General features: G+C 44.7%; 29 protein-coding genes and 1 other RNA gene. 2 read left to right on the top strand and 28 right to left on the bottom strand.

Annotation, left to right across the window (positions count from 1 at the left end; genetic code table 11):
- Window positions 1-72 precede the first annotated feature (72 nt).
- Window positions 73-285, top strand: a complete 213-nt coding sequence (locus QZ998_RS15140) for a hypothetical protein (RefSeq protein WP_296561675.1) — start codon at window positions 73-75, stop codon at window positions 283-285.
- Here the strand turns inward: QZ998_RS15140 and QZ998_RS15135 are convergent.
- A complete protein-coding gene (locus QZ998_RS15135; protein ID WP_296561674.1) occupies window positions 256-1,623 on the bottom strand; it encodes an MATE family efflux transporter in 1,368 nt (455 codons plus the stop codon). The two genes, QZ998_RS15140 and QZ998_RS15135, sit on opposite strands and share 30 nt — an antisense overlap.
- Before the next feature lie 78 nt (window positions 1,624-1,701).
- On the opposite strand from QZ998_RS15135, the gene QZ998_RS15130 reads away from it, so the two are divergent.
- Window positions 1,702-2,517, top strand: coding sequence for a MerR family transcriptional regulator (locus QZ998_RS15130; protein WP_296561673.1), 816 nt, complete (start codon window positions 1,702-1,704; stop codon window positions 2,515-2,517).
- A gap of 642 nt (window positions 2,518-3,159) precedes the next feature.
- On the opposite strand, the gene lgt is transcribed toward QZ998_RS15130, so the two are convergent.
- From lgt to QZ998_RS14995, 27 genes are all read right to left on the bottom strand, one after another.
- Window positions 3,160-3,945 (bottom strand): prolipoprotein diacylglyceryl transferase, encoded by a 786-nt coding sequence (gene lgt, locus QZ998_RS15125; RefSeq protein WP_296561672.1) that lies wholly within the window; start codon window positions 3,943-3,945, stop codon window positions 3,160-3,162.
- Between the two features lie 2 nt (window positions 3,946-3,947).
- Window positions 3,948-4,517 (bottom strand): phosphate propanoyltransferase, encoded by a 570-nt coding sequence (locus QZ998_RS15120; protein ID WP_296561671.1) that lies wholly within the window; start codon window positions 4,515-4,517, stop codon window positions 3,948-3,950.
- 64 nt (window positions 4,518-4,581) lie between these two features.
- The gene (recN, locus tag QZ998_RS15115) at window positions 4,582-6,321 is read right to left on the bottom strand and encodes a DNA repair protein RecN (RefSeq protein ID WP_296561670.1); all 1,740 of its coding nucleotides are present in this window, start codon (window positions 6,319-6,321) and stop codon (window positions 4,582-4,584) included.
- A 10-nt stretch (window positions 6,322-6,331) separates the two neighbouring features.
- Window positions 6,332-6,781 (bottom strand): arginine repressor, encoded by a 450-nt coding sequence (locus QZ998_RS15110; RefSeq protein ID WP_296561669.1) that lies wholly within the window; start codon window positions 6,779-6,781, stop codon window positions 6,332-6,334.
- Window positions 6,782-6,869: 88 nt separating this feature from the next.
- Window positions 6,870-7,742 carry an NAD(+)/NADH kinase gene (locus QZ998_RS15105; RefSeq protein ID WP_296561668.1) on the bottom strand — a complete coding sequence of 291 codons (873 nt, stop codon included), beginning with the start codon at window positions 7,740-7,742 and terminating at the stop codon, window positions 6,870-6,872.
- Window positions 7,743-7,755: 13 nt separating this feature from the next.
- Window positions 7,756-8,583 (bottom strand): TlyA family RNA methyltransferase, encoded by an 828-nt coding sequence (locus QZ998_RS15100; RefSeq protein ID WP_296561667.1) that lies wholly within the window; start codon window positions 8,581-8,583, stop codon window positions 7,756-7,758.
- A 92-nt stretch (window positions 8,584-8,675) separates the two neighbouring features.
- Entirely contained in the window at window positions 8,676-9,572 is an 897-nt protein-coding gene (locus QZ998_RS15095; RefSeq protein WP_296561666.1) for a polyprenyl synthetase family protein, read from the bottom strand.
- Window positions 9,569-9,787 carry an exodeoxyribonuclease VII small subunit gene (xseB, locus tag QZ998_RS15090; protein WP_296561665.1) on the bottom strand — a complete coding sequence of 73 codons (219 nt, stop codon included), beginning with the start codon at window positions 9,785-9,787 and terminating at the stop codon, window positions 9,569-9,571. Before xseB ends, QZ998_RS15095 begins: the two co-directional genes overlap by 4 nt.
- Complete coding sequence (gene xseA / locus QZ998_RS15085) at window positions 9,787-10,998, bottom strand: exodeoxyribonuclease VII large subunit (protein WP_296561664.1); 1,212 nt, start codon at window positions 10,996-10,998, stop codon at window positions 9,787-9,789. The genes xseB and xseA overlap by 1 nt, the downstream gene beginning before the upstream one ends.
- Window positions 10,995-11,966, bottom strand: a complete 972-nt coding sequence (locus QZ998_RS15080; RefSeq protein ID WP_296561663.1) for a peptidase M22 — start codon at window positions 11,964-11,966, stop codon at window positions 10,995-10,997. The genes xseA and QZ998_RS15080 overlap by 4 nt, the downstream gene beginning before the upstream one ends.
- Window positions 11,953-12,369, bottom strand: coding sequence for a transcription antitermination factor NusB (nusB, locus tag QZ998_RS15075; protein WP_296561662.1), 417 nt, complete (start codon window positions 12,367-12,369; stop codon window positions 11,953-11,955). Before nusB ends, QZ998_RS15080 begins: the two co-directional genes overlap by 14 nt.
- Window positions 12,370-12,417: 48 nt before the next feature.
- Window positions 12,418-12,762: an Asp23/Gls24 family envelope stress response protein gene (locus QZ998_RS15070; protein ID WP_296561661.1), complete on the bottom strand. Its 345-nt coding sequence runs from the start codon at window positions 12,760-12,762 to the stop codon at window positions 12,418-12,420.
- Window positions 12,763-12,780: 18 nt separating this feature from the next.
- On the bottom strand, window positions 12,781-13,212 hold the full coding sequence (locus QZ998_RS15065) for a CD1247 N-terminal domain-containing protein (protein WP_296561660.1): 432 nt from the start codon (window positions 13,210-13,212) through the stop codon (window positions 12,781-12,783).
- Between the two features lies 1 nt (window position 13,213).
- Entirely contained in the window at window positions 13,214-13,771 is a 558-nt protein-coding gene (gene efp, locus QZ998_RS15060) for an elongation factor P (RefSeq protein WP_296561659.1), read from the bottom strand.
- 77 nt (window positions 13,772-13,848) lie between these two features.
- The gene (gene prmC, locus QZ998_RS15055) at window positions 13,849-14,733 is read right to left on the bottom strand and encodes a peptide chain release factor N(5)-glutamine methyltransferase (RefSeq protein ID WP_296561658.1); all 885 of its coding nucleotides are present in this window, start codon (window positions 14,731-14,733) and stop codon (window positions 13,849-13,851) included.
- An 81-nt stretch (window positions 14,734-14,814) separates the two neighbouring features.
- Entirely contained in the window at window positions 14,815-15,030 is a 216-nt protein-coding gene (gene rpmE, locus QZ998_RS15050) for a 50S ribosomal protein L31 (protein ID WP_296561657.1), read from the bottom strand.
- Between the two features lie 83 nt (window positions 15,031-15,113).
- Window positions 15,114-16,841, bottom strand: coding sequence for a transcription termination factor Rho (gene rho / locus QZ998_RS15045; RefSeq protein ID WP_296561656.1), 1,728 nt, complete (start codon window positions 16,839-16,841; stop codon window positions 15,114-15,116).
- A gap of 247 nt (window positions 16,842-17,088) precedes the next feature.
- Window positions 17,089-18,438 carry a thioether cross-link-forming SCIFF peptide maturase gene (gene scfB, locus QZ998_RS15040; RefSeq protein WP_296561655.1) on the bottom strand — a complete coding sequence of 450 codons (1,350 nt, stop codon included), beginning with the start codon at window positions 18,436-18,438 and terminating at the stop codon, window positions 17,089-17,091.
- Between the two features lie 61 nt (window positions 18,439-18,499).
- Window positions 18,500-18,643 carry a six-cysteine ranthipeptide SCIFF gene (gene scfA, locus QZ998_RS15035; protein WP_111889407.1) on the bottom strand — a complete coding sequence of 48 codons (144 nt, stop codon included), beginning with the start codon at window positions 18,641-18,643 and terminating at the stop codon, window positions 18,500-18,502.
- A gap of 87 nt (window positions 18,644-18,730) precedes the next feature.
- Window positions 18,731-19,114, bottom strand: coding sequence for a preprotein translocase subunit YajC (yajC, locus tag QZ998_RS15030; protein ID WP_296561654.1), 384 nt, complete (start codon window positions 19,112-19,114; stop codon window positions 18,731-18,733).
- A gap of 17 nt (window positions 19,115-19,131) precedes the next feature.
- Window positions 19,132-20,253, bottom strand: coding sequence for a tRNA guanosine(34) transglycosylase Tgt (tgt, locus tag QZ998_RS15025; RefSeq protein WP_296561653.1), 1,122 nt, complete (start codon window positions 20,251-20,253; stop codon window positions 19,132-19,134).
- 21 nt (window positions 20,254-20,274) lie between these two features.
- Entirely contained in the window at window positions 20,275-21,300 is a 1,026-nt protein-coding gene (queA, locus tag QZ998_RS15020) for a tRNA preQ1(34) S-adenosylmethionine ribosyltransferase-isomerase QueA (protein ID WP_296561652.1), read from the bottom strand.
- Window positions 21,293-22,357, bottom strand: a complete 1,065-nt coding sequence (gene ruvB, locus QZ998_RS15015) for a Holliday junction branch migration DNA helicase RuvB (RefSeq protein ID WP_296561651.1) — start codon at window positions 22,355-22,357, stop codon at window positions 21,293-21,295. Before ruvB ends, queA begins: the two co-directional genes overlap by 8 nt.
- Before the next feature lie 3 nt (window positions 22,358-22,360).
- Window positions 22,361-22,963, bottom strand: coding sequence for a Holliday junction branch migration protein RuvA (gene ruvA, locus QZ998_RS15010; protein ID WP_296561650.1), 603 nt, complete (start codon window positions 22,961-22,963; stop codon window positions 22,361-22,363).
- Between the two features lie 84 nt (window positions 22,964-23,047).
- Window positions 23,048-23,228: non-coding RNA, 6S RNA (gene ssrS, locus QZ998_RS15005), on the bottom strand.
- Between the two features lie 89 nt (window positions 23,229-23,317).
- Window positions 23,318-24,679: a DNA repair protein RadA gene (gene radA / locus QZ998_RS15000; protein ID WP_296561649.1), complete on the bottom strand. Its 1,362-nt coding sequence runs from the start codon at window positions 24,677-24,679 to the stop codon at window positions 23,318-23,320.
- A 17-nt stretch (window positions 24,680-24,696) separates the two neighbouring features.
- Complete coding sequence (locus QZ998_RS14995) at window positions 24,697-25,185, bottom strand: VanZ family protein (RefSeq protein WP_296561648.1); 489 nt, start codon at window positions 25,183-25,185, stop codon at window positions 24,697-24,699.
- Window positions 25,186-25,228 lie beyond the last annotated feature (43 nt).

Raw genomic sequence — 25,228 nt, 5'->3', positions numbered from 1 at the left:
CGAAATTTATCAGATCTTCGGGATTGTCGATCTGGTTAAACGCCGGAAAACCTCAGTGAATGAAAGAAGGTAGTGACAGAAAAAAAACGGGGAATGCTGTATTTTTGCGGCCTGCAGACCCTGTTACTCGAAATCCGGGTTAAGACCGGCCATCACGCACCGGTCTTTTTTGATGCCGAGGCCGATGTATTTAGCTTAGCTGCCACTCCGGAAACTACCATTCCAACTAAGGCACTAAGCGTCCTGACAATCCGCTCACCTTGTCGCCTCTTGTTTTTTTCCTGATACGAGCAGAAGAACTACTGACAAAGCCGCTGCGGCCAAAGCGGATAAGGGCATGTTGAGCCAGATGGCATTCAGACCCAGGGGACCAACCAGGGTTAATAAAAACAGAATCGGAAAGGCAAAGGCTGTTGCGGTGGCAATGACAGTTGCATAGGTGTATTGGCTGACTGCCGTAAAATAGCATTGAGCGGCCAGCGATAACCAGCGAAAAGCAAAGCTCGCCGTGAAAAGCATCATCGCATGGACGGTCAGCTCGATGATCGCCTGATCCTCGGCACGGATAAACAGAGTAGCCAATGCTTCCCGGCCAAAAACAAAGAGCCCCATCAGGACAAAGGAGATCAGGGCACACACTCCAAAGCACATGCTGACAATTTTTTTGACCCGTTCATGGTTTCCAGCTCCATAATTGTAACCAACCGCCGGCTGCAGCGAATCACAAAGGCCATAAAGCACCTGGTTAACAATGCCGTCGACATACATCAACACCCCATACGTGGCCACCGCTGCGGCCCCACCAAGGCGGATGAGATAGACATTGATCAGGATCGATGCAACCCGGCCGGAAACGTTGCTGAAAAAACTGGGAAAGCCATTGGTGAAAATGGTTCCCACAATCTTTCTGGTAAGCTGCGGTTTGACAAAATGCAATTGCGTCTTTCCGGTCAGAAAGGGAATAAAGCAGATCAGAGTCCCGATCCCCATCCCCAGACAGGAGGCCAGCGCCGCGGCCCAGATGCCCCAGCCCAAAACGCCCAGCATTAAGAATTCAACAATCATAATCATCACTGATACGGCAATGTTTGTAAACATACTGTACTTAATTTTTCCACAGATCCGCAGATAATTATCGACCGCAAACATAATCAGATTAAATGGTGCCGCCAAGGCATAGACTTTGAAGTATTGGGCTCCCAAGCTGATCATCGTCTCATCGGCGCCCATCAACCTTAAAATGGATTCGGCAAAAATAAAAAACGTGCCGCCAAGCACAAAGCCCGAGAGCACAATCAAAATGCAGGCACTGGTAAAAATCGTATTGGCCGTTTTATAATCCTTTTCGCCCAGCTTGATGGCAATCGGTACCGATGAACCAACCCCGATCAGCTCTGCCACCGAAAAATTGATAATCACCAGCGGCATCACCAGATTAATCGCCGCAAAGGCCTGGGCCCCTAAAAATCGTCCCACAAAAATCCCGTCAATCACCTGATAGAGGCCTGACACCACCATGCTGATGATGCTGGGAATCGCCACGATCAGAAATAGCCGGTGCAATTTTACATTTTCAAACAATAGTTTGTAATCCATAATCGTTTCTCCCATTCTTTTCGTCATTTTTTATAGAATCCTTGACAAAGGCTTCCACAGCTGTCATCATAAACTATGTCGTAACCCCATAGTCAAGGAGTTTTTATGAAAAGACTATACTTTACTAGCGGTGAATTTGCCGGTCTTTGCAATACCACCAAAGAAACGCTGCGCCACTATCATCGCATTGGCCTGTTGATCCCGGTGAAAACGAAAATGAATGGCTATCATTATTATTCTGATGCCCAGGTGAATACCTTCTATTTGATCGATATTCTAAAAAGCTCCGGCTGTTCACTGGAAACGATCGGTGAATACCTATCCCTGCAGTCCCGGGAAGGCTTTGAAGAACTCCTAAAAAACCAGCTCACAGCACTGCTGCAGGAAAAACAGAAGCTCCTGCAAAAAGAAAGGCAGCTGCGCCAGAGCATCGAAAAATTTGAACTGCTCAAGCATGAAAAACAGTTTAACGACTGCCAGATTGTGACAATTAATCAAGCTGAATACTATATTGGAACGCCGATTGAGTCGGAGACAAACTCCCCGGCTGCTTTTCTAAAGGCCCAGAAAGAACACATTCGTTATTGTCGAACCCACGGATTTGGCGAAGAATATCAGCTTTCCTACCTTACCCTTCACGAAAGCCTGGTGACCCGTAATTATTACGCCAACAGTTTTATCCTAAGCCGTATTGCTAAACCGATCCCCAATGAGCGGCTTTTTGTTAAACCCCGGGGCCGCTACATCCGGATGATTAAGCACTGGAATCCGGATACCGATCTTACCTTTGATGACATCCTCAACTTTGCCCAAAACAATGGTTACGAAATTTGCGGTAATGCCTATGAATCGGAGATTGCTTTTTATATGCAGACAGATGAAACGAATTATATTACTGAGATTCTGGTGGAGATTCGCTAAGTTCAATTTATATATCGCTTCAGCCGAATCCTCATTAAAAATCCCGATTTATCATTCCTTTTTGGCTGCTTTAAAACAAAATTTCTCCCTGGGGAATGATTTTCATCAGGCATAGAACAGCATATTGTTCAAACGTCGCCCGCATTTTAAGCGGCACAATTCCATGCCAGGTTCGTGAAAATTTGATAACTCCTTTTATTCTATAAATACTTTAAATTAAATGACATTCAAGAGTCCCACATACAAGTGTTACACGTCACATTCGATGTTCTTTGCCTTGTGTATGCGAAAATACGCGATTGCCTTTTTCCCACATAGAACATCTCTTTAGTATCCGGATCCATATACATATAAACGTAGTATTTTAAAAATTCAATTTGTTCATTCGTAAACTTCATGATTTCCCCCATTGTTATTCTGTCTAGGCCGTCTCATTAACTTTCCCTGGCGGTGATATTGCCTCGCAAAATAATCAGCCCAGCGGTAAAGGCGCATTCCAATCGCACCTGCTTTTTGGAGATCACCATCGACGACAACAAGAATCTCTACTATATCATGGGTGGGATCACAAAAGAGCTTCCACAACATCGTTTTCCCACAATGTTGCAAAAGCTCTTTTATCATACCTATTTTCAAGCTGTTTTATTTAACTTTTATCCTTGAATGCCTAAAGCGATCCTCATGTTTGCGCAGATACCACAGTCCCCCGATGCCAACCGCCACCAAAGCTAAACTGATTAACTGCGCGGTTCGCAATCCCATAAACATCAGACTATCCGTTCTCAGGCCTTCAATAAAAAAGCGCCCGACCGAATACAGTCCCAGATAAACGAAAAATAACTCACCATCAACTTTTTTAATTTTATCTTCATAGAAAAAGAGAAAACCAAAAATCAGCACATTCCAAAGGGATTCATAAAGAAAAGTCGGGTGCACCCGGATCAGGCCCAGGGCGGCATCATTGACCGTAATGGCCCAGGGCAAATCTGTCTGCGAGCCGTAGGCTTCCTGGTTGAAGAAATTCCCCCAGCGGCCAATGGCTTGGCCTAAGGGAAGGGCCGGAATTAGCACATCTGTCAAAGCGAAAAAACTGATCTTCTTGACCCGACATAAAATAATGGCAACGATCACACCGGCAATAATGCCACCGTGAATGGCTAATCCGCCATGCCAGGTCGCAATGATTTCTTCTGGATGAGCCAGATAATAGTCATAACTGAAAATGACATAATAAAGCCGGGCTCCGATAATCACCGCAGGAGTCATATACAAAAAGAAATCCATTATGATCTCCGGATCAATCCCGTATTTGGGAGCCCGCTTGATCGCGATGAACAGACCAATCAGCAATGCGGAGGCGATTAAAACCCCATACCACCTGACATCAAAGCCAAATACGGTAAAGGCGATCGGGTCTGGCGCTATCATAATTAAAGAATCGTTGCCAATTGACCGTTTTTAGCTCCGGCAGCGTTTCCTTCTTCGACATCAAGGTGCATATCCAATTTAAATTCTGGATGAACTCGAACCAGCACATTGTCAAAAATTAAACCTCGTGGTCCATCTAATTTAACAGATACGATGTCTCTATCTTTTAATCCAAATGCCGCACCTTCTTCTGGGCTCATATGGATATGTCGAGCCGCTACAATAGCGCCCTTACCAATCTCTACTTCGCCAGCTGGACCAACTAATTTAACGCCTGGGGTATCAGCGATGTCGCCTGAATTACGAAGTGGTGCCTGAACCCCTAAACAAAAACCGTCACCAACCGAAACTTCCAACTGGGTTTCTGGTCGAACTGGTCCCAAAATTCTAATTCCTTTCAGTGTTCCTTTAGGTCCAACCACGTCAATTTTTTCTTCTGCAGCGTATTGCCCTGGTTGCGATAAATCTTTCATCGGTGTTAATTGGTAGCCTTTACCAAATAACGCCTCTAAATCTGCCTGGGATACATGAATGTGTTTGTTTGATAACCCAATGGGTACTTTTCTTTCCAATTTATATCTCCTTGTCTAAAAATATTTGTAATAATCTTTATTCTATCCAATAACCAACGAAATGTTAAGACAATATTTTGTCTTCTTTGCTTTTTTTCGTTTTTTTTACTTTTTGGCTTAATTCCAGCATTTCCTGGGCATGTTCCCAGGTTTTTCGGGTCACTTCGGCACCGCCTAACATCCGCGAAAGTTCCTCTTTTTTACCCTTTTCGTCGAGAGGCAAAAAACTGACCTCTACTGAATCTTCTGCGGCTGTTTTTTCGACCATAAAATGCTGGTCTGCCATTGCCGCAATCTGGGGTAAATGGGTAATACAGATAATCTGCCGACCTCGGGGCGGGGTAACACTGAGAGCCTGAATCTTTTCGGCAACCACCTGGGCGGTTCTGCCACTGATCCCTGTATCGATCTCATCAAACACCATCGTTTCAATGGCGTCCAGCCCGCCAAATATGCTTTTGATGCTCAGCATAATTCGCGATATTTCTCCTCCCGACGCCACCTTGCCAAGCGGTTTCGGAGCCTGCCCTGGATTGACCGAAATTAGAAATTCAACAATATCCTGTCCATGGGCTGCCACCCGACTGATTTCATGTTCCACGGAAATTTCCACCTGAACCTTTTCCATCGCCAAATCACGCAGTTCTTTTTCCAGGGCGATTTTTAAAGCTTTCGCGGTTTTTAAGCGTAACTGATAAAGATTATTGCTTATCGTATAATACTTCTCTTGAATACCGCTTAATTCCTGATAATAATTCTGCAGGCTTTCATCACGATTTAGCAGACTTTTCAAGCGATTGCCAATTTCTTCAGCATAGGCCAGGATCTCAGCTATGTCTTGACCATATTTGCGTTTAAGTCGGGCAATAATGCTGAGTCGGGTTTCAATTTCGTCTAAATCTCCTAAACTGTACTCGATATCTTCCAGATAAGAACGCATCTCAAAAGAAAGATTTTCTGCTTCACTTAAAATGCCATTGACCGTTTCTAATTTATCCGCAAAGCTGCTATCAATTTTGGCAATTTCGGCAAGATTTTCAGTCAGCAAACTCAACCCGTCAAGAATCGCGGGCTGATCACTGTTTTCACCCCTGAGCAGTTCGTAGGAACGGCTGGTGTGGGTAAACAGACGTTCTCTGTTTTCGAGAATCCGTTTCTGCCCTTCTAGTTCTTCATCTTCTCCAATGATCAGGGCCGCCGCTTCGATTTCATTAATTTCAAACTGCAGGGTTTCCTTTTCGCGTTCCAATTCCCGTTCATTGGTTTCTAGTTCTGCGATCTGATCCAGAATTCGTTTGATTTCGTTCGCGTAGGCAGCCGTCTGTGCCTGATATTGGCGGTTTTTATCACCACCAAAAGCATCCAGTAACTGGCGATGGTTCTCACGTTTAAACAGCGATTGATGCTCATGTTGGCCATGAATATCAATCAGTTGATCACCCATTGTTTTAAGCTGGGCGACGGTAATAATTAAACCATTGGCGCGACAAATATTGCGACCCCGATCATCCATTTCACGGGTTAATATCAACTGCCCTTCTTCCATCGGAATGCCATATTCCTGACATATCTCAATCAGACCTGGCTGTTCGCTTATGTCAAAAAGTCCCTGTACCGTCATCTTATTTTTTCCTTGCCGGATGTTTGTTTTATTACCCCGATTCCCCAAAACCAGAGTTAAGGCATCAATTACAATCGACTTTCCTGCTCCGGTTTCCCCGGTGATCACATTGAGTCCCGGATCAAAATCCACCGATAGGTGATCAATCAGCGTATAATCGTTCACAACGAGATTTCTCAGCATAGAGCCCTCCCTATTTCATCAGCTTTTTAAATTTACCCACAATTTCACCCACCATGTCACGGTTACGGACAAGCACAAAGATGGTATCGTCTCCTGCGATGGTGCCCACAATTTCGCACCAGTCCATCGAATCGATGGCCAGGGCTGCCGCCTGAGCCATCGCCGGCAGGGTTCTCAATACAATCGTATTTTCAACACAATCGATGGTTAACACCGATTCTTTAAAAACAGCAGTAACCCGTTCAATATAAATGGTACTAATATCTTTAAGGGGCGCGTAGTGTTGTATCCCTTCATGACTACTGACCTTGATCAGTTTTAACTCTTTAATATCCCGGGAGATGGTTGCCTGGGTCACTGCAAAACCGGAATCTTTCAATGCCTGAGCCAGCTCTTCCTGGGTTTCGATGAGATTATTCTCTATTATCTCAATAATTTTTAATTGTCTGGATACTTTCATGTCTTTTCCTTCCTTAAAAGTACAATTTCTATCGCCTCCGTACTGGCTTTTATGCTATCGCGATTCTTATTCATTTTTCCTTCTGTTTCTAATACTCACTGGTCAACTTAATCCTCAGCCGATCATAGCTACTCATCTGATTTAGACGGATCAAACGGGTACAATAAGTCGCTTTTTTAATTTTTATCGAATCCTTAGGGGTAATCGAAACCGTGGTCTGGCCATCAAAGGTGACCATAATGTCCTTTTCACGTTCGCCAAATTGGAGACGGATCACCTCATCTTCTGGCAAAATATAGGATCGGTCATGCAATCGATGGGGACAGATGGGGTTGAGAATCATCACACTAGCCTGGGGCGAAACTACCGGCCCACCAGCAGCAAGCGAATAACCGGTCGAGCCGGTGGGGGTGGCGATGATCAACCCGTCAGCCCGAAATTTGTCAATCGTTGAGCCATTGGCCTTGGCTTCGATATCCATCATCCGAAATCCCCGGCTTTTAACCAGAACATCATTTAAAGCGACATAAAAACAGGCGCTTTCATTTTCCTTTTTTATACTGCAGCTAAGCATCATCCGTTCTTCAATATAATACTGCCCCGAGCTTAAATTTTTCAGCGCTTCTTCATAATTGCCGGCCTCACCTTCGGTTAAAAACCCCAGCTTACCGAGATTGATGCCGAAAATTGGAATCGAATAAAAACAAACCTTGCGGGCAACAAATAACAGGGTACCATCGCCACCCAGAACCAGAATACAATCGGGTTTCCGGTAGAAAAGGCTTTTAGGATAATAAATAACACCTTCATCGGGGTAGTTCATCTGCCCTTCCAGAAGCGCTGTTTTAAAACCGTTTCGGAGCAAATAGGCGATGCATTTTTCTGCCAGCGCAGGGCTATCCGGCTTATCCATGTTCAAATAAATGCCGATTTCCTTAATTTTTTTTAATTCCGCTTGCAAGCTTACTCACTTCCTATTCGTCCTGGGTTTCTTTCTTTTTTTTACAGCTTTCATGAGCGATGGTCACCACTGAATGAATCAAAGCTGACCAGTTTTCCTCAATCTCCGGCTCGGTATTTTCAACAAAAACTAAAAATTCGATGTTTCCCTTGGGTCCCTGTATCGGCGAGAAATCAAGACCCTTTATCAAAAATCCCTGACTTTCGATGGCAGTAATCACTTCAAACAAAATCGATTCATGTACCTTTTTATCCCGAATGACACCATTTTTGCCAATTCGTTCCCGTCCGGCTTCAAACTGCGGCTTAATCAGCCAGATTCCCCTGGCTCCAGCTTTCATAAACAATTTAATCGCCGGAATCAGCTTGGTTATCGAAATAAATGAGACATCCATGACGGTTCCGTCGACCGTTTCTGAAATATTTTCTGCCGTCAGATAACGAAAATTGGTTCGTTCCATCGAAACAACCCGGGGATCATTTCGTAATTTCCAGTCCAGTTGCCCATAACCCACATCGACTGCATATACCTTTTCGGCGCCATTTTGCAATAAACAATCGGTAAAGCCGCCAGTCGATGAGCCTATGTCGATAAAGGTTTTTCCTGCAACCACCATCTCAAAGACGGCCAGTCCCTTTTCCAATTTTAAACCGCCACGACTGACATAGGGCATATCACTCCCCTTAACCTTAATGATCGCTTCGGTATCGACCAGATCTCCGGCCTTGTCCTTGATCTGATCATTAACCTGAACCAGTCCGGCCATAATGGCTTTTTTGGCGCGCTCCCGGGTATCAAAATAGTTCCGGTTTACTAACAATTTATCTAAACGTTCTTTCAATTTTTCCTCTTTTCATGGGTCTGTTTTCAGCTATATGCTAATTTTCTTGTTAACTATGAATCGCTTGCTGTTTGATCTGAAAGCCTGATTCCTTATTTTCGGCGGCGGCAAATATACTTGGCCAACTCCTGAAGAAAGGTGGTGCGGTCACCAATTGGCTTAAGCATTTCAATGGCTTCGGTTTCCAACTCAGCTACCCGCAATTTTGACGCCTCCAGGCCATAGAGTGATACGAAGGTGGATTTATGATTTTTTTCGTCACTGCCAATCGGCTTGCCCAGATCCGCCTCGTTGCCTTCAATATCAAGAATATCATCGACAATCTGAAAAGCCAGGCCGATCCGGTGACTATAACTGATCAGCCGGCCCTGGGTCGCCGGTTCAGCTCCAGCCATCAAGCAACCGCTCTGAACACAGGCTTCAAGCAGGGCAGCGGTTTTGTGCAGATGAATATAGTCCATTTCGTCAAGACCAATGACCTTATCCTCGCTTAGCATGTCAGCTACCTGACCACCGATCATGCCGCGCACGCCAGCAGCTCCCATAATCGATTTCATCGCAGAAAGATAGTTTGTCAAAGCAAGGCCAGTCAGGCCATGGGTTCCCTGGAGCATCGTTTCAACCGCATAATTGAGGAGTCCATCACCGGCCAGAATCGCCATTGCATCTCCATAAACCTTATGATTAGTGGGTTTCCCCCGCCTCAGATCATCATTATCCATAGCCGGCAAATCATCATGGATCAGCGAGTATGTGTGGATCATCTCCATTCCCATCGCCAGCGGTTTGACCCTTTCCAGATCGCCTTCCAGGGCGCGGCAGGTTTCCATCATCAAAATCGGGCGCAGTCGTTTTCCGCCGGCAAAAATGCTGTATTTCATGGCTTCGAGAATCACTTCCGGGGTGTCGAGATTTTGTTGAAAAGCTTTCTCTAGCTCCCCATTAATTTCAGCTACCCGCTCATTAAGCTGATTTTTAAAATTGCTCACGCCTCCACACTCCCCTCGAATTCCTGCTCTTCGCCATCGACCATAATCGTTATTTTTCCTTCAAGCGTGTCCAAATCGGCGCTGCACTCATTGATCAGTTTTATGCCTTCTTCAAACAATTTCATCGATGCCTCAATTTCCTGATTGTCATCTTCTAGTAGTTCTGCAATGGTCTCCAGTCGACTCATTTTAGTTTTTAGTTTTTTAACTGCCATTATTTATTCTCCTTAGTGGATTGAATGCTTGCCTTCGCCTCACCATCCGCAAAATGAAGGATCACGAGCTGATCGTTCGTTAAAGCAGTTATCGAAGCAATGGGGAAGCCATTGTTATCGGTCACCCGAACATAACCTTTTTTTAGCACATTCACAGGATTCATGGCTTCGATCCGGGTTTTTACATTTATCAGTTGCTGTCGCTCATTTTTAATCCGACCTTTTAATGCACGGATCATCCGGTCATTAATGAGATCCAGATAAAGACGCATTTCTTCGATCCGTTCCTGGGGACGAAACCGCAGTAAATCTTTTTTTAACCGCAAGACCGTCTCACGGTTTTTACCGATTTTAGCTTCGATAATCTGAATCAGGCGGCTTTTCTGGTTAACCAGAGCCAGAATCATCGTCATGGTTTCTTCGGCCACCAGTTCTGCCGCACCAGAAGGTGTGGGTGCCCGTAAGTCAGCCACAAAATCAGCTATCGTATAGTCAATTTCATGTCCGACCGCCGAAACGATCGGTAAGTCCGATTCATAAATGGCTTTAGCCAGATACTCATCATTAAAGGCCCATAAATCTTCAATCGAACCGCCCCCCCGGCCGATGATGATCACATCGACCGACTGAACAGCATTAAAGGCTCGAATGCCCTTGATGATATTCCCAGCCGCTTCATCACCCTGCACCAGACTGGGATAAATGACAATATCGATCAGCGGATTCCGACGTTTGATAATCGAAATCATATCTTTTACCGCTGCTCCGGTCGGAGACGTGATAAGACCAACCCGGCTGATGATTTCTGGCAGCTTTTTTTTATGATCGCGATCAAAATATCCCTTGCCTTCGAGAGCATCTTTTAGCGCCAGATAGGCCTGGAAAAGATCCCCCAACCCCTGTGGCTCCATCGATCTCACTGTAATCTGATATTGTCCGCTGGGCTGATAAACGCCTAAACTCCCCCGCAATGTCACCTTCTGGCCTTCTTTGGGCAAAAACTTAAGACCGATGGCCGCATTCTTAAACATCACGCAATCAATTTTACTGGCGGCATCTTTCAGAGAAAAATACAAATGTCCTGATGCCGCCCGTTTCACGTTGGAAAGTTCCCCCTGGATCGCCAGATTCTTAAGAAGACTGTTTGATTCCAACAAGGTTTTAACATACTGGTTAAGCTCAGAGACGCTGAGTATTCTTGCATTTGTCACGTTCTCACCTCATTGCTCTTATAATAGTCGATCCCCATCAATGCATTTCCTACCGCATTGTCCCGAGAATATTCCCCGGGTGAAAAATAAAGATTGAGTCCCGATGCTTGCAGTTCCTGCACCACGATTTTTTTGATAATCTGATTTGACATTACCCCACCGGAAAAAAGCACCGACTGAAAGGGGTGATTTTTTCGCAATCCCCCAATCGATTTGGACAGCGTTTTAGCAATCGCTTTGAGCACCAGGTAGGCCACGATCTCCTGATCAGCGCCCGCTTGTAAAAGTCTCTGAGCCTGGTTTTCCTGACCCGAAAAATGAAAATCACTCCCATCCATAGTTGCCGAAATAACAAATTGGCTGCTAATCGATTCCGGGACAACCTGCTTTGCCAAAGCTTCTAAAGCTTCTCCTGCGGGAAAGTCGCAGCCCATCAGGACTCCAATCCGGTCAACCAGTTGTCCGGCATTGAGATCGCGCGTCTGGGCGATGATTTCACAGTCGTAGCCAATATCTTTTTTTTGAACCAACAGAATTTCTGACGTACCTCCAGAAAAATGAACCGCTGCGAAGGTTGTTTCCAATTCCGGCGAACCACTACCATAGATTGCCGCCCGGAGATGGTTCTCCTGGTGACTCACTGGCCGTAATTTGACATCCAATACACCAGCAAGCGACCGCGCTAAAGACTCGCCCGCACGAAAGACCGGCATATAGGAGTCAAGTAGCGGCCGCGGCCGCTGTGAATAGCAGATGACCTCGATTTCCCGACCGCGGGGCAGATCCGCAAGCAATCGTGGCAAATGTTGAACATGCTGAAAAAGGGCATCCGATTGACGAAGTCCTCTTTCTCCTGACTTCACTTCCAATAGGATGCCCTTGTTATAAATCATCTTTTCATTTTCGTCTACTAAGGCAACCGAAGTTGTATAGTTACTGGTATCAATGCCAAGACTAAGGGCACTCATTGAGTTCATCCTTAACAATTTTATTTAAGATACCGTTAACGTAATTTTTTCCATCCTCGTCTCCGAATTTTTTACTTAGCTCGATCGCCTCGTTGATAACCACTTCAAATGGCACCTTTTCATCCATATATTTCAACTCACAAATAGCCAAACGCAGAATTGACTTTTCTACCTTTGGAATTCGATCAATCTTCCAGGTGCTTTTAAGATAATCATCGAGAATATTATCTATTTCAGAAAGATGGGCTTCGGTGGTATCAATTAAGGTCTTTCCATAAACCAGATCCAGCTCATTATCCTCTAAAAAATATGCAATACTATCGGTAAAATCTCCTGGTTCCGGATGAAAATCCAATTGAAATACACCTTTTAGCGCATATTCCCGTTCCTTCTTTCGACTCATGCATTGCTCCTTCAGATTCCATTATTATATAAAAGGGGCGATCCGCCCCTATATCCCCGAACCTTCAATTCGGACATTAACCGCCGCCACCTGGAAACCAGCCATGGCTTCGACCGCAACCTTAACTTTTTTCTGAACTGCATTTGAAACCTTAATAATATCTACTCCGGGTTCGGTGATAAGATAAACCCAGATCATCAGACCTTCCGGTTCTCTGGCGATCTTGACACCTTTTATTGTAGAAGCAAGATAAAGTTTATCCATGATTTCATCGGTGATTCTCAATGAAATACGCGCCACACCGTTAACGCCAGTAGCCGCCAAGCTGACAATCGAAACGATCATTTCGTCATTGATCTTCGGGGACTGATTGTTTTTCATTTCACTTTTCATCTTAATAACCTGAGTTCTTTAGATTTCCTGATGGCAGTCGCAACCATCCTCACCACAGCACGAAATCTCTTCATTTAATATAAACGGGGCATCGCAATCCGGACAAGCGACGGTATTGCTTTCAAAGGATTCAAATTCGGTGATGTAAACATTTCCGCACTCCGGACAAATGATTTCATAGTAGTCTTCTTCATCAAACTCAAAATCTTCGTCTCCGTCATAATCCTCATCCAAAATAAACTCTTCCAGCTCAGAAAGATCATCATCAACCATTTCCACGTATTCTTCCAGCTCTTCCTGAGCTTCAGTAATACCATCGAGGGCATCGACAATGTCTTCAAGAATATCCAGTACCTGAACCAGAACCTTGCCTTCGTTAGAAGTCAGATCTAACTCCAGACCATCTGCCAAACCTTTGGTGTAAGCAACTTTTTCATTAATATATTTCATTTTATACCCTTTCCATGTAATCACCCGTACGGGTATCGATTCGAATCTTATCACCTTGCTCCACAAAAAGTGGGACAGTAATAACTGCACCGGTTTCAACAGTTGCCGGTTTATTGGCACCGGTGGCGGTGTCGCCCTTAAAGCCGGGATCGGTTTTAACAACTTCTAATTCCACAAAGTTAGGCGCTGCTACTGAAAATGCCACACCCTTTAAAGATTTTACCGTGGCAATATCATTTTCTTTTAGATATTTCAATGCTTCCTCGACCTGGTTCAGGTTCAAAGGAATTTGTTCATAGCTTTCCTGGTCCATGAAATAGTATAAACCACCATCTTCATATAAGTACTCCATTTCACGGGTTTCTACCTGTGCTTTAGGGTAACGTTCTGTCGGACTAAATGATTTTTCTACCACTGCTCCGGTAATAACATTTCGAATCTTGGTTCGAACAAAGGCCGCGCCTTTACCTGGTTTTACGTGTTGAAATTCGATGATGGTAAATGTATGTCCATCCATTTCAAACGTTACACCTTTTTTAAAATCTCCTGCTGATACCATGTTTACCTCCGCTATGCCTATGTTAATTTTTTCTTTTTAAATCAATATTATCATTCTATCACAATTTTTAGACGACGTCATCCCAATTTATTATAATCAGCGGGCTTCAATCTGGATAATTTGCCGGTCACACACCGAATATGTCCACCCAGATCCCTGATCGTCTGGATCTCCTGATAGCCGCTATTTTTTAACATTTCCATCACGGTTCCGCTTTGACTATCACCGATTTCCAGTGCTAATAGACCGTCTTTTTCCAAAAACAAATACGCCTCTTCAATAATCCGCCGGTAAAAGTCCAAACCCGATGCGCCACCATCAAGTGCCATATGGGGTTCGTACTCAATAATATCCCGGGACAGCTTCTTCATCTCTGCCTGACTGATATAGGGGGGGTTTGAGACAATCAAGTGGAAGGTTTGGGCTTCGGGAATGGCGGCAAATAAGTCTCCCTGATAAAGCGAAAGATCGTCCTTGACCAATTGATTGGCATTGATTTTGGCTACTGCCAGCGCAGCTCCAGAAAAATCACTGAGGCTGACCGCACCTTTTTGATAGTGTTTCTTAATCGCTATCCCAATTGCTCCGCTGCCGGTGCACAGATCCAGAATTTTAGCTCCTTCTGGGAAGTTAACTTGCAAATAGTGAATCAAGTACTCCACCATTGGCTCGGTATCTGGTCTGGGGATTAAAACATCGCGATTGACAAAAAAATCCATCCCCATAAATTCTTTTTTTCCCAGAATGTAGGCTACCGGTTCTAATTGGCCGCGTCTTTTTATTACACTGCGATAGGTTTCTGCTTGTTTTAAGTCGACCAATTCCTGTGAATGGGTATAAAAATAGACCCGATCCTGATCCAAAATCGCGCTTAGCAGAATCTCCGCCTCTAAACCCGGGTATTCGATTCCGGCCTGAGTAAGAGACTGCCGCCCAAAATCTAAAATCTCTTTGATTGTCATTTTTACTACCTCAACTTAAAACTACAAACCATTTTTACATCCGAACAAGAAAAAAGCCGGTTACAAGAACCGACTTCTTTTTTATTCTGCTGACTCGTTTTTAATGCCGTATTTTTTATTAAATCGATCAACACGTCCACCAGCATCAATAAGTTTTTGTTTCCCTGTGAAGAATGGGTGACATACTGAACAGATTTCCACTCTTAATTCTGGTTTGATAGAACCAGTTTCAAATGAATTTCCACATGCACATTTAACTATTGATTTGCCGTAATTTGGATGAATGCCTTCTTTCATCGAATCCACCTCGTTTCTTATTTATTTAATTGCTAATTGTTATTTTATCAACCGTCGTATTATATCAAACATTTCTTAAAAGATCAAATATTTTGTGCTTTATATTTATCAATAAATTTTTTCATAAATGCTTCGTTATCTTTAGTCCGTTCCAGAATCGAAATAATCTTATCGGTGAGGTCATAAACCGTGGTTCCCTTGTAAAGTTTACGGATATCAAAGCTGACTTTCAGTTCTTCAGCGGTTAAGAGTTTTTCTTCCCGTCGGGTTCCCGAACGGTTCAGATTGATGGCCGGGTAGATCCGCCGTTCAGCCAATTCCCGTTCCAGATGCAGTTCCATATTACCGGTTCCTTTAAATTCTTCAAAGATAATGTCATCCATCCGGCTGCCGGTATCGACCAGGGCTGTTGCCAGAATCGTCAAACTGCCGCCCTCTTCAACATTTCGGGCAGAACCAAAGAATTTTTTAGGAAAGAATAGCGCTTCCGGGTCAAGCCCCCCCGACAGGGTTCGACCTGACGGTGAAACCACCAGATTGTTTCCCCGGGTCAGGCGGGTTAAACTATCGACCAGAATCACCACGTCTTTGCCCTGTTCAACCAGCCGCTTACCCCGTTCCAGCACAATTTCAGCGACCTTGATGTGGTTTTCCGGAGGCTGATCAAAGGTTGAATAGACAATATCGGCATCGATCGATCGCTTCATATCGGTGACTTCTTCGGGGCGTTCGTCGACTAGCAGAATGATCAATTCAATCTCAGGATAATTGGTGGTAATGCCAGTGGCAATTTCTTTTAAAAGAATCGTCTTTCCAGCTTTCGGCGGCGCCACGATCAATCCCCGCTGGCCTCTTCCCATCGGTGAAAACAAATCGATCATCCGGGTTGAGACAACATCCTGAGTGGTTTCCAGGGTGATCCGCTCTTCCGGAAAAATCGGTGTCAGCCGTTCAAAGCGCGGCCGATTGGCAATCTTTTCGGGAATATCGCCGTTGACCTTTTCGACATAAAGCAGGGCGTCAAATTTTTCATTTTCGCCGGACATCTTAATTTTTCCGAGAATTTTATCCCCGGTACGGAGATTAAAGCGGCGAATCTGGTTGGCGGCGACATAAATATCGTGGTCTCCGGATAAATAATGGTTGGTTCTTAAAAATCCAAAGCCATCAGAATTGACATCCAGAATCCCTTCCTGGGAGGTCTTAAAGCGATCCAAATCCTTTTTATCATCAACATATAGCATACTATTGATCTTGTGGATAATGTCCGCTGTTTTCGTCCCGTTGACCTTTTCCAAAAACAGCATCGCTGAATATTTTTCCCCAGTTTTGGGTGGGCGTACCTTGCCGCTTAAGACATCGCCGGTTTCTAACTTGAATTTCTGTATCTGGGAGCCAGAAATATACACAAACTCCTCCTGGGATTTCATCTGGCTATTTTTAACAAAACCAAACCCTTCCGGCAGGATTTCCAGATTCCCTTCCACCACCACGACATTATCCATGGAATCTTTGATCTTGTAATAGGGAGAACGAGCGCCGTTTCCATTTGTGCCATTAGTGAGCCGCTGACTAGCTTGACCTGGCTGTTTTTCCTGGTCTTTTTTTTCAGCTACTTCTTTATCGTCTGTCAATTGTTCATTTCCTTTTATCTGATGATGATGCTCTGGCTCTGCCGAAGTCTCTAATTTTTCTTCAATGGCCTCAATCAATTCAATTTTTTTAAGCCGACTTGTTTTCTCGATCCCTAGATTCTCCGCCTGTTTACGTAGTTCAACAACCGTTAAATCTTCCAATGATTTCTTTTCCAATATAATGCCTCCGTGGGTTTTAGGTGATGTAGTAATTGATCTTAGAATGAAATTTTGATTTGTTTTTAATTTTGCTGTACTGATATGATGCTTCCCGTCGCAGAATAATCTGAAGGTTTGTTTAATGTAGATACCTTAATCTACCACAAATATCCATTCTTGTCAAAAAACCCAGGGGGTAGATTAAAACAAGGGTCTGATCCCTTGGTCATTGGTCGGTACGGTAGTTCACGCCAACCCTAACAGCTTATTCCTGTTCGCCTTCGATAATCGAAATCATAATGGCATTTTCGACTCGCCGGCGCTCAATTTCGCAGCTGACGAAATGGGGTTCCATAATGGTACCGTTAAAGTTGTAGGCGTTAGCATGACAGCCGCCGCCACAGAAGTATTTAGCCCAGCAGCTTTGACAGGCTTCTTTTTCTAACAGGTTGCCGGCATCAAAGATTTTTTTGATTTCGCCGGTGGTGATCCCACTTCTTACATCGCCCATCTTAAAAGCTTCATTTCCGACAAATTGATGACAGGGGTAGACGTCGCCTTCCGGCGTCACCGCAACATAATCTTTACCAGCCCCACACCCAGACAGCCGTTTATAAACACAGGAGCCATGATCCAAATCGACATTAAAATGAAAAAAGTTATAGTGAAGCCCCTCCTGATGACGTTTCAGGTAAGCCAGAGCCAGATCATCATATTCTTTCATAATGGTGGGCAGATCCGCTTCGGTCAAGGCGTAATCGTGCGTCGCTTCAGCCACTACCGGTTCCACCGATATGCTTTTAAAACCCTCTTTTGCCAAAAATTCTACATCTTTGGCAAAATCAAGATTATGATGGGTATAGGTTCCCCGAACATAATGATCTTTGTCACCCCGCATTTTTGCCATTGCTTTGATATTGTCGATAATCACATCATAGGAACCCTGATTATTGATGGTTTGTCGCATCTGATCATTGACGGCTTTACGACCATCCAGGCTAAGAACGATATTATCCATCGTTTCATTGAGATATTCACGGGTTTTTGGATCGAGCAAGACCCCATTGGTGGTCATCGTAAATTTGAATTTCTTATTGTGTTTGGCGGCCATTTCATTGCCGTAGATGACCAATTGTTTGACCACCTCGAGGTTCATCAGCGGTTCACCGCCGAAAAAATCAACCTCCAGATTTTCACGGTTCTTAGACTGGGCGATGATAAAGTCAATCGCTTTTTGACCCACTTCCAGCGGCATCAACAATTTTTCACCTTCAAAGTCTCCCTGGGCGGCAAAACAGTAGGAACATTTCAGGTTACAGTCATGAGCGACATGGAGACAAAGCGCTTTAATCAAATCCTCATTGGCATAATTTTCGCGTTGATAGTCAATTTCCCGGAATAATAACCCGGTCGCTTTGACACTGTCCAATTCATCAAGGCATTCAGAAATTTCTGCAATCGGATATTTTTCTTGATAGTTTGCGATTATTTCGGCTCTGCTTTGATCCTCGTAGTGATCCAGCAATTCATAGGTCAGTTCATCAACGGTCAGCACCGTGCTGGTATCGACATCCAAAACGATATTAAGGCCGTTCTTTTTATATTTATGTATCATTTTTCTCCTATCATCAAAAAAGGGACTATCTCTTACGAGACAGCCCCTTTCAGGCTCTTTATTATTTTTCAGTTTGTTTGCATTTTTGGTTTCCTACCGTACAGGAAGTTTTACAGGCTGATTGACAGGAAGTTTGGCATTCCCCGCACCCTCTGTTTTTTACGTCAGTGAGTTTACCTTCTTTAATGATTTTAATGTGCTTCAAATTGTTCACTCCCTTCAAAAATTGTTCTATCCGCGATTGTCGGCGCTAAGCTGATAATTACCAGTTAACCAATCGCTGGTCAGTTCTTTATAATTTTTTTTCTTCGTCGATTTCTTCAAATTCGGCGTCGACAATGACTTCTTCATTATCCAGGTCTTCTAGCTCTTCAAAATCGTCTGCTACTGTTTCTGCAACAGCGTCCCCAACATTGACAATTCGAGCAATGGCCGATTTGGTAATCAGCGCCTTATTGTAATCTGGCAATAATTCGATGGTCACATTTTCTTCACCGATCGCATAGACGATTGCATAAAATCCGCCAATTGTAACAATTTCATCCCCTGGTTTCATACTTGATCGCATTTCTTTAATCTCTTTTTGTTGTTTTTGCTGTGGTCTTAAAATAAAGAAATAGAAAAATACAAGTACTAATATCAAAGGAAGAATTAACGTAAAATCAATTCCAAACATTCACATTCTCCTTCATCTTATTCAGCTATGCCGAATTTTTCAAAGAAAGCTTCTTTATAGGCTAATAAATTATCATCCATTATGGCCTGTCGAATTTTCTTCATTGTTACAAGTGTAAAGTATAAATTATGATATGTCAATAACCTGGCCCCTAAAATTTCATTGGTTTTGATCAGATGCCGAATGTAAGCCCGGGTGTAGTTTCGACAAACGAAACAATCACATTCCGGGTCAACTGGCGTAAAATCTTCCTTATAGGTCGCATTACGAACGACCACCTTGCCATGACTGGTAAAGGCGGTGCCGTTTCTGGCGATTCGGCTTTGGAGCACGCAATCAAACATATCAATGCCCCGAATCGTGCCTTCAAAAAGCGCATCCAAAGAACCAACCCCCATTAAATATCGGGGTTTATCTTTTGGCAGTAGCGGTGTGGTCGCATCGAGCATTCGGTACATCACATCTTTAGGTTCCCCGACACTGAGACCGCCAATCGAGTAGCCGGGGAAACCGATGTCAGTCAGTTCTTTAACACTTTGGGCTCGTAGATCGGCAAACATTCCACCCTGGACAATCCCAAACAAGGCCTGATCGGCTGGTCGCTTGTGCGCCTCTTTGCAACGTTTTGCCCAACGGCTAGTCATTTCCATCGATTTTTTAGTATATTCATAATCGGCACCGGCCGGAGCACACTCATCAAAACACATAATAATATCTGCCCCAATGGAATTCTGCATGTCAATGGCTTTCTCGGGGGTCATGAAATGTCTGGATCCGTCCAGATGTGAAATAAATTCAACGCCTTCTTCGGTAATCTTTCTTAAATCATTTAAAGAAAATACCTGAAATCCGCCGCTGTCAGTCAGCACTGGCCGGTTCCAGTTCATAAACTTATGGATGCCGCCAGCCTTGTCGATAATCTCCTGGCCAGGTCGCAAATAGAGATGATAGGTATTACCAAGAATAATGTTGGCATCCATTTCCACTAAATCTTCAGAAGAAAGGGACTTCACCGTCGCCTGGGTTCCTACCGGCATAAAGATCGGCGTATTAATAACCCCACGCCTGGTATGGACTTTTCCCAACCGGGCTCCGGTATCCTTACACTCCTTAATCAATTCATAACGAAATTCACTCATTCTTTTCTCCTAATCATCTTTTTATTCAATCAGTAAGGCGTCCCCAAAGCTGAAAAAACGATATTTCCAGTCAATTGCGGTTTGGTAGGCTTTCATGATCGCTTCCCGGTTATAAAAGGCCGAGACTAGCATCAGCAGGGTCGATTCCGGCAGATGGAAGTTCGTAATCAGAGCATCGACCACCTCCCACTGATAACCGGGGTAAATAAAAATATCCGTCACTCCAGTGTAGGCGGTCACCACCCCATCATGAAGCTTGGCATTACTTTCTAAGGTTCGCACCGAGGTGGTACCCACGGCGATCACCCGACCGCCTCTTTCCTTGGTTCGTTTAATAGCTCTGGCGGTTTCTTCTGACACCTCATAATACTCCTCATGCATATGATGTTCTTCGATCACATCACATTTTACTGGGCGAAAGGTGCCGATGCCAACATGGAGGGTAACCTCGGCAATATCGACTCCCATCTCTTCAATTTTTTGAAGCAAATCTGGGGTGAAATGGAGCCCGGCAGTGGGCGCCGCTGACGAGCCTGCATGTTTGGCATAAACGGTCTGGTAGCGGTTATTGTCTTTCAGGGTTTCGTGAATGTAGGGCGGTACCGGCATCAGTCCGATCTCATCGATGATTTCCTCAAAAATACCAGAATATTCAAAGCTGATTATCCGTAACCCGCCCTGGGTGGTTCCCGTGATTTGGCCCTTAAGCTCCGGGCTGAAAACAATCCGGGCGCCAGCCCGGGCCCGTTTTCCCGGCTTAACCATGATTTCCCAGTCTTTTTGAGACAGGTGTCGCAGCAACAGGATTTCGACCTTGCCACCCGTATCTTCACGCGTGCCGAACAGCCGTCCCGGCAGCACCTTGGTGTTATTCATCACCAGTAAATCTCCCGGTCGCAAATACCCGGTCACTTCAAAAAATTGACGATCTTCAACCGTGTTCTTTTCCCGGTTAATCACCATCAACCGCGACGCATCCCTTTTTTCGAGGGGACTCTGAGCGATCAATTCATCGGGGAGATCGTAGTAAAAATCGGTTCTAATCATCTATTTCTTCCTCATTGTCATAAAAATTTATTTTCAACTGTTGCAGCTTAAGTGCCTCATTCATTGATACCGGCAATCCCAGATGGGCATAGCCACGGCTGGTGATCACCCGCCCGCGGGGGGTTTTCGAAAGGAACCCCAGTTGGATCAGATAGGGTTCATAAACCTCTTCAATGGTATTTTTTTCTTCACCGATGGCAGCCGCCAGGGTGTCAATCCCTACCGGACCACCATCAAATTTCTCAACAATGGTTCTGAGCATGATCCGATCAATCTCATCGAGACCGACCGCATCGACTTCAAAGAGATCGAGAGCTTCTCTGGTAGTCTTAAGATCGATGACGCCGCGGCCTTCGATTTCGCAATAGTCCCGAACCCGTTTTAATAACCGGTTGGCAATTCGCGGCGTGCCGCGGGAGCGGATAGCCAATTCAACGGCGCCTTCATCATCCATTTCAATTCCGATAATCCCTGATGAGCGACGAATAATGGTGGCCAATTGTTCGGGATTATAGAGCTCCAGCCGCTGAATCATACCAAAGCGATCCCGTAGCGGCGAGGTCAACAATCCCACCCGGGTGGTTGCGCCAATTAAGGTAAAGGGCGGCAGCTCCAGCCGAATCGAGCGAGCACCCGGCCCTTTGCCGATGATAATATCCAGGGCATAATCTTCCATGGCCGGATATAAGACCTCTTCGACCGAGCGTTGCAGCCGGTGGATCTCATCAATAAAGAGAATATCCCCTTCTTTTAAGCTGGTCAGAATCGCCGCCAGATCGCCGGCCTTTTCAATCGCCGGACCGGAGGTGGTTTTGATCCCGACCCCCATTTCCCGGGCAATGATATTGGCCAGGGTTGTTTTGCCCAATCCCGGCGGTCCATATAAGAGTACATGGTCGAGACTTTCGCTGCGTTTCTGGGCGGCTTTGATAAAGATACCCATTTGTTTTTTGACCTTTTCCTGGCCAATGTATTCATCCAGGCCCTGAGGTCTTAGATTTTTTTCTATTTCAACATCCAATTCCGTAAAATCGGAGGTGATGATTCGTTCCTTCATGTGTTATCGTCCCTTCAACGGATTGGCCGAGCGAAGCGCACCAGTGATCAGTTCTTCAATGCTGCTCTCAGGCGTATATGCCCGGGATACCATTTCGGAGGCTTCCGATAGACTATAGCCCAAGCCCACCAGTCCATTAACGGCCTGGCTGGCATGATCATCTTTTCCGCGGAAATCTACTGCCTTCAGGTCGCCGACCGACACATCCTTATAACGGTCCTTCAGCTCCAGAATAATCCGGCTGGCCGTTTTAATCCCGATTCCCGGGGCCTTGGCAATGCTCTTGGGATCATCATTGACAATATGTCCAATCAGTTCGTTGCGGCTGAACTGAGATAAAAGTCCCATCGCCGCTTTGGGGCCAATCCCGGAAATTCCAATCATGGTCCTGAAAATCTCCCGTTCATCGGTAGTAGCAAAACCATAAAGCGAAACCTCGTCTTCTTTAATCACCTGATGAAGATGCAGCTTTACCTCCGAATGCAGACTCGGCAGCTCATTTAGTGTGTTTGTCGATACCTTTACCTTGTATCCCATGCGGTTTAGATCAATAACCACATAATCCATGGCTTGTTCTTCCAAGCTCCCGATCATATATTCGTACATAAGCCCTCCTTCAAAATTTAAATATACTTTACCTATTGTACCAAAACATAAAAATAATACAACCACAAAAAAAGCACCCTTAGGTGCTATCCCAATGTGTCGTACTCCATTTTTGACGCCCTAGCGAAAGCTAGGTGGGTGCCTTGTCTCTAGTTTCTGTTTTCCACTGAAATAATGAGGCCTAACATCTGCTAGCGAACAATCAGACTCCCTGAGTATTGATGTAGGTTCAAAAATAAAGTAAAAACGAACACTTTGGGATAATTTAATTATACACGGTTTTCCCCAGAAATCAAAGGATAAATTTTTGCCGGTAACCTGCAGTCAAATCGACGGTCTTCAACCGACCTGAATTTATAGCAAATAATCGAGTGCAGAGCGAATATTATCCACCGGGAGAATCTCCATTCCGGCTATTTTCAGACCCTTCTGGTTGCCTTTCGGAATAATACAGCGTTTAAAGCCCAGTTTTTTTCCTTCGATCAGTCGTTTTTCAATGTGCTGGATGTTACGCACCTCACCAGTTAATCCTACCTCGCCCAGAATCATCAGATCACCGGGGATCTGAAAATCCCGGAGGCTGGAATAAAGCACCGCAATCACGCCCAGATCGAGAGCCGGTTCATCGACCTTGATACCGCCCACCACATTGATGTAAGCATCAACCGACTGCAGCTGAATCCCCAATCGTTTTTCCATGATCGCCATTAATAGCACCATCCGGTTATAATCCATGCCGGTGGCCATCCGCCGGGGATTCCCAAAACCGGTGGCTGAAACCAGACCCTGCAGCTCAATCAGCAGCGGTCGGGTGCCCTCAATACAGGGCACCACCACCGACCCGCAGGTATTCTCGGGGCGGCTGTCGAGCATCATTTCGGATGGATTGGCAACCGCTTGCAGGCCATTTTCGGTCATTTCAAAAATGCCGATCTCATTGGTCGAGCCAAAACGATTTTTGACCCCCCGCAACACCCGATAGGCATGGTATTTTTCTCCCTCAAAATAGAGCACCGTATCAACCATATGCTCTAAAACACGCGGTCCGGCAATGGCCCCATCTTTAGTGACATGGCCGACCAGCACCATCGAGATATTGTCTTTTTTGGCCAATTGCATCAGCGCACCGGTATTTTCGCGGATCTGACTAACACTTCCCGGGGCTGAGCTGATATCGGGGCTGTACATCGTTTGAATCGAATCGATGATCACAATATCCGGCCGTTCTTCCAGAATAATCGTCAGCAGATAGGGAATATTGATCTCTGATAAAAAGGAAATGTTTTCGGATTTAACATGCATCCGTTCGCCCCGCATTTTTAATTGCTGTTCCGACTCTTCCCCTGAGATATAAAGTATTTTATATCCCTGATTGCCCAGCGCCTCGGTAGTCTGCAGTAGCAGTGTCGACTTCCCGATCCCCGGGTCACCACCGAGTAGAATCATCCCCCCAGGCACAATCCCGCCACCCAGAACCCGATCAAACTCTTCGTTACAGGTGGGGTACCTGGTATCTCCGGTATAGGTAATCTCGGCCAGCGATTTAGGACGGGAATAAACGCCGCGTTCCCGGGTATTTTCCTTGCTCCCCATTTTGGAATGATCGAGCTCTTCCACCATGGTATTCCACTGATCACACTCCGGACATTTTCCCATCCATTTGGGTGAATCATAACCGCAGTTCTGACAGACAAAAATACTTTTCTTCTTAGCCATGTTTCCCCCTTAGTATTCTACTCGATCCATTTGTAAATCGCATAACCAATTAAACCGCCGATCAAATTTAAGATAATATCATCGATATCTGCCCGACGACTGGCTAAAAAAAGGTACTGAATCAGTTCGATGGTACAGGTACTAGCTAATATCACTACAAAAGCATGAAAAAATTTGACCTTGTTCTTTCTTGCTAAGGGATATAACAAACCCAGCGGCATAAATAGAATAATGTTTCCGGCCAGGTTCTTAAAGGAATCAGTAAAGGTGTATAACACAATTTCGGTTGGATCTGTTGGTTTAGTCGCCAGGAATTCCCAGTTAATAAAACCATTCACGACAATATCATAAAAAAAGTTATCAATGGTGGTCAGCGGCACTAAATTAAAGGTGGTTTCATAGGTAATATTGGTCGTATCCGGCAATAGGGTCAGGATAAATAAGAATCCCAGATAAGCCAGTAATAGCAGCTTAAATAGAAATGTAACCCGATTGTTTTTATTCATGTATTCGTCCTTCCTTAGTTGATCAATCTTAATAAAGCTTTGC

This window comes from uncultured Acetobacterium sp. (assembly GCF_927416815.1).
GTDB lineage: Bacteria > Bacillota > Clostridia > Eubacteriales > Eubacteriaceae > Acetobacterium.
This window is presented reverse-complemented; position numbering and strand designations above follow the sequence as displayed.

What these genes read in the sequence shown, in the direction of transcription:
- QZ998_RS15135 (WP_296561674.1), bottom strand. Translation starts at nt 1,623, where the DNA reads ATGACGAAAAGAATGGGAGAAACGATTATGGATTACAAACTATTGTTT.
- QZ998_RS15130 (WP_296561673.1), top strand. Translation starts at nt 1,702, where the DNA reads ATGAAAAGACTATACTTTACTAGCGGTGAATTTGCCGGTCTTTGCAAT.
- lgt (WP_296561672.1), bottom strand. Translation starts at nt 3,945, where the DNA reads ATGATAGCGCCAGACCCGATCGCCTTTACCGTATTTGGCTTTGATGTC.
- recN (WP_296561670.1), bottom strand. Translation starts at nt 6,321, where the DNA reads ATGCTGAGAAATCTCGTTGTGAACGATTATACGCTGATTGATCACCTA.
- QZ998_RS15110 (WP_296561669.1), bottom strand. Translation starts at nt 6,781, where the DNA reads ATGAAAGTATCCAGACAATTAAAAATTATTGAGATAATAGAGAATAAT.
- xseB (WP_296561665.1), bottom strand. Translation starts at nt 9,787, where the DNA reads ATGGCAGTTAAAAAACTAAAAACTAAAATGAGTCGACTGGAGACCATT.
- QZ998_RS15080 (WP_296561663.1), bottom strand. Translation starts at nt 11,966, where the DNA reads ATGAGTGCCCTTAGTCTTGGCATTGATACCAGTAACTATACAACTTCG.
- nusB (WP_296561662.1), bottom strand. Translation starts at nt 12,369, where the DNA reads ATGAGTCGAAAGAAGGAACGGGAATATGCGCTAAAAGGTGTATTTCAA.
- QZ998_RS15070 (WP_296561661.1), bottom strand. Translation starts at nt 12,762, where the DNA reads ATGAAAAGTGAAATGAAAAACAATCAGTCCCCGAAGATCAATGACGAA.
- QZ998_RS15065 (WP_296561660.1), bottom strand. Translation starts at nt 13,212, where the DNA reads ATGAAATATATTAATGAAAAAGTTGCTTACACCAAAGGTTTGGCAGAT.
- efp (WP_296561659.1), bottom strand. Translation starts at nt 13,771, where the DNA reads ATGGTATCAGCAGGAGATTTTAAAAAAGGTGTAACGTTTGAAATGGAT.
- prmC (WP_296561658.1), bottom strand. Translation starts at nt 14,733, where the DNA reads ATGACAATCAAAGAGATTTTAGATTTTGGGCGGCAGTCTCTTACTCAG.
- rpmE (WP_296561657.1), bottom strand. Translation starts at nt 15,030, where the DNA reads ATGAAAGAAGGCATTCATCCAAATTACGGCAAATCAATAGTTAAATGT.
- scfB (WP_296561655.1), bottom strand. Translation starts at nt 18,438, where the DNA reads ATGATACATAAATATAAAAAGAACGGCCTTAATATCGTTTTGGATGTC.
- yajC (WP_296561654.1), bottom strand. Translation starts at nt 19,114, where the DNA reads ATGTTTGGAATTGATTTTACGTTAATTCTTCCTTTGATATTAGTACTT.
- tgt (WP_296561653.1), bottom strand. Translation starts at nt 20,253, where the DNA reads ATGAGTGAATTTCGTTATGAATTGATTAAGGAGTGTAAGGATACCGGA.
- queA (WP_296561652.1), bottom strand. Translation starts at nt 21,300, where the DNA reads ATGATTAGAACCGATTTTTACTACGATCTCCCCGATGAATTGATCGCT.
- ruvB (WP_296561651.1), bottom strand. Translation starts at nt 22,357, where the DNA reads ATGAAGGAACGAATCATCACCTCCGATTTTACGGAATTGGATGTTGAA.
- ruvA (WP_296561650.1), bottom strand. Translation starts at nt 22,963, where the DNA reads ATGTACGAATATATGATCGGGAGCTTGGAAGAACAAGCCATGGATTAT.
- radA (WP_296561649.1), bottom strand. Translation starts at nt 24,679, where the DNA reads ATGGCTAAGAAGAAAAGTATTTTTGTCTGTCAGAACTGCGGTTATGAT.
- QZ998_RS14995 (WP_296561648.1), bottom strand. Translation starts at nt 25,185, where the DNA reads ATGAATAAAAACAATCGGGTTACATTTCTATTTAAGCTGCTATTACTG.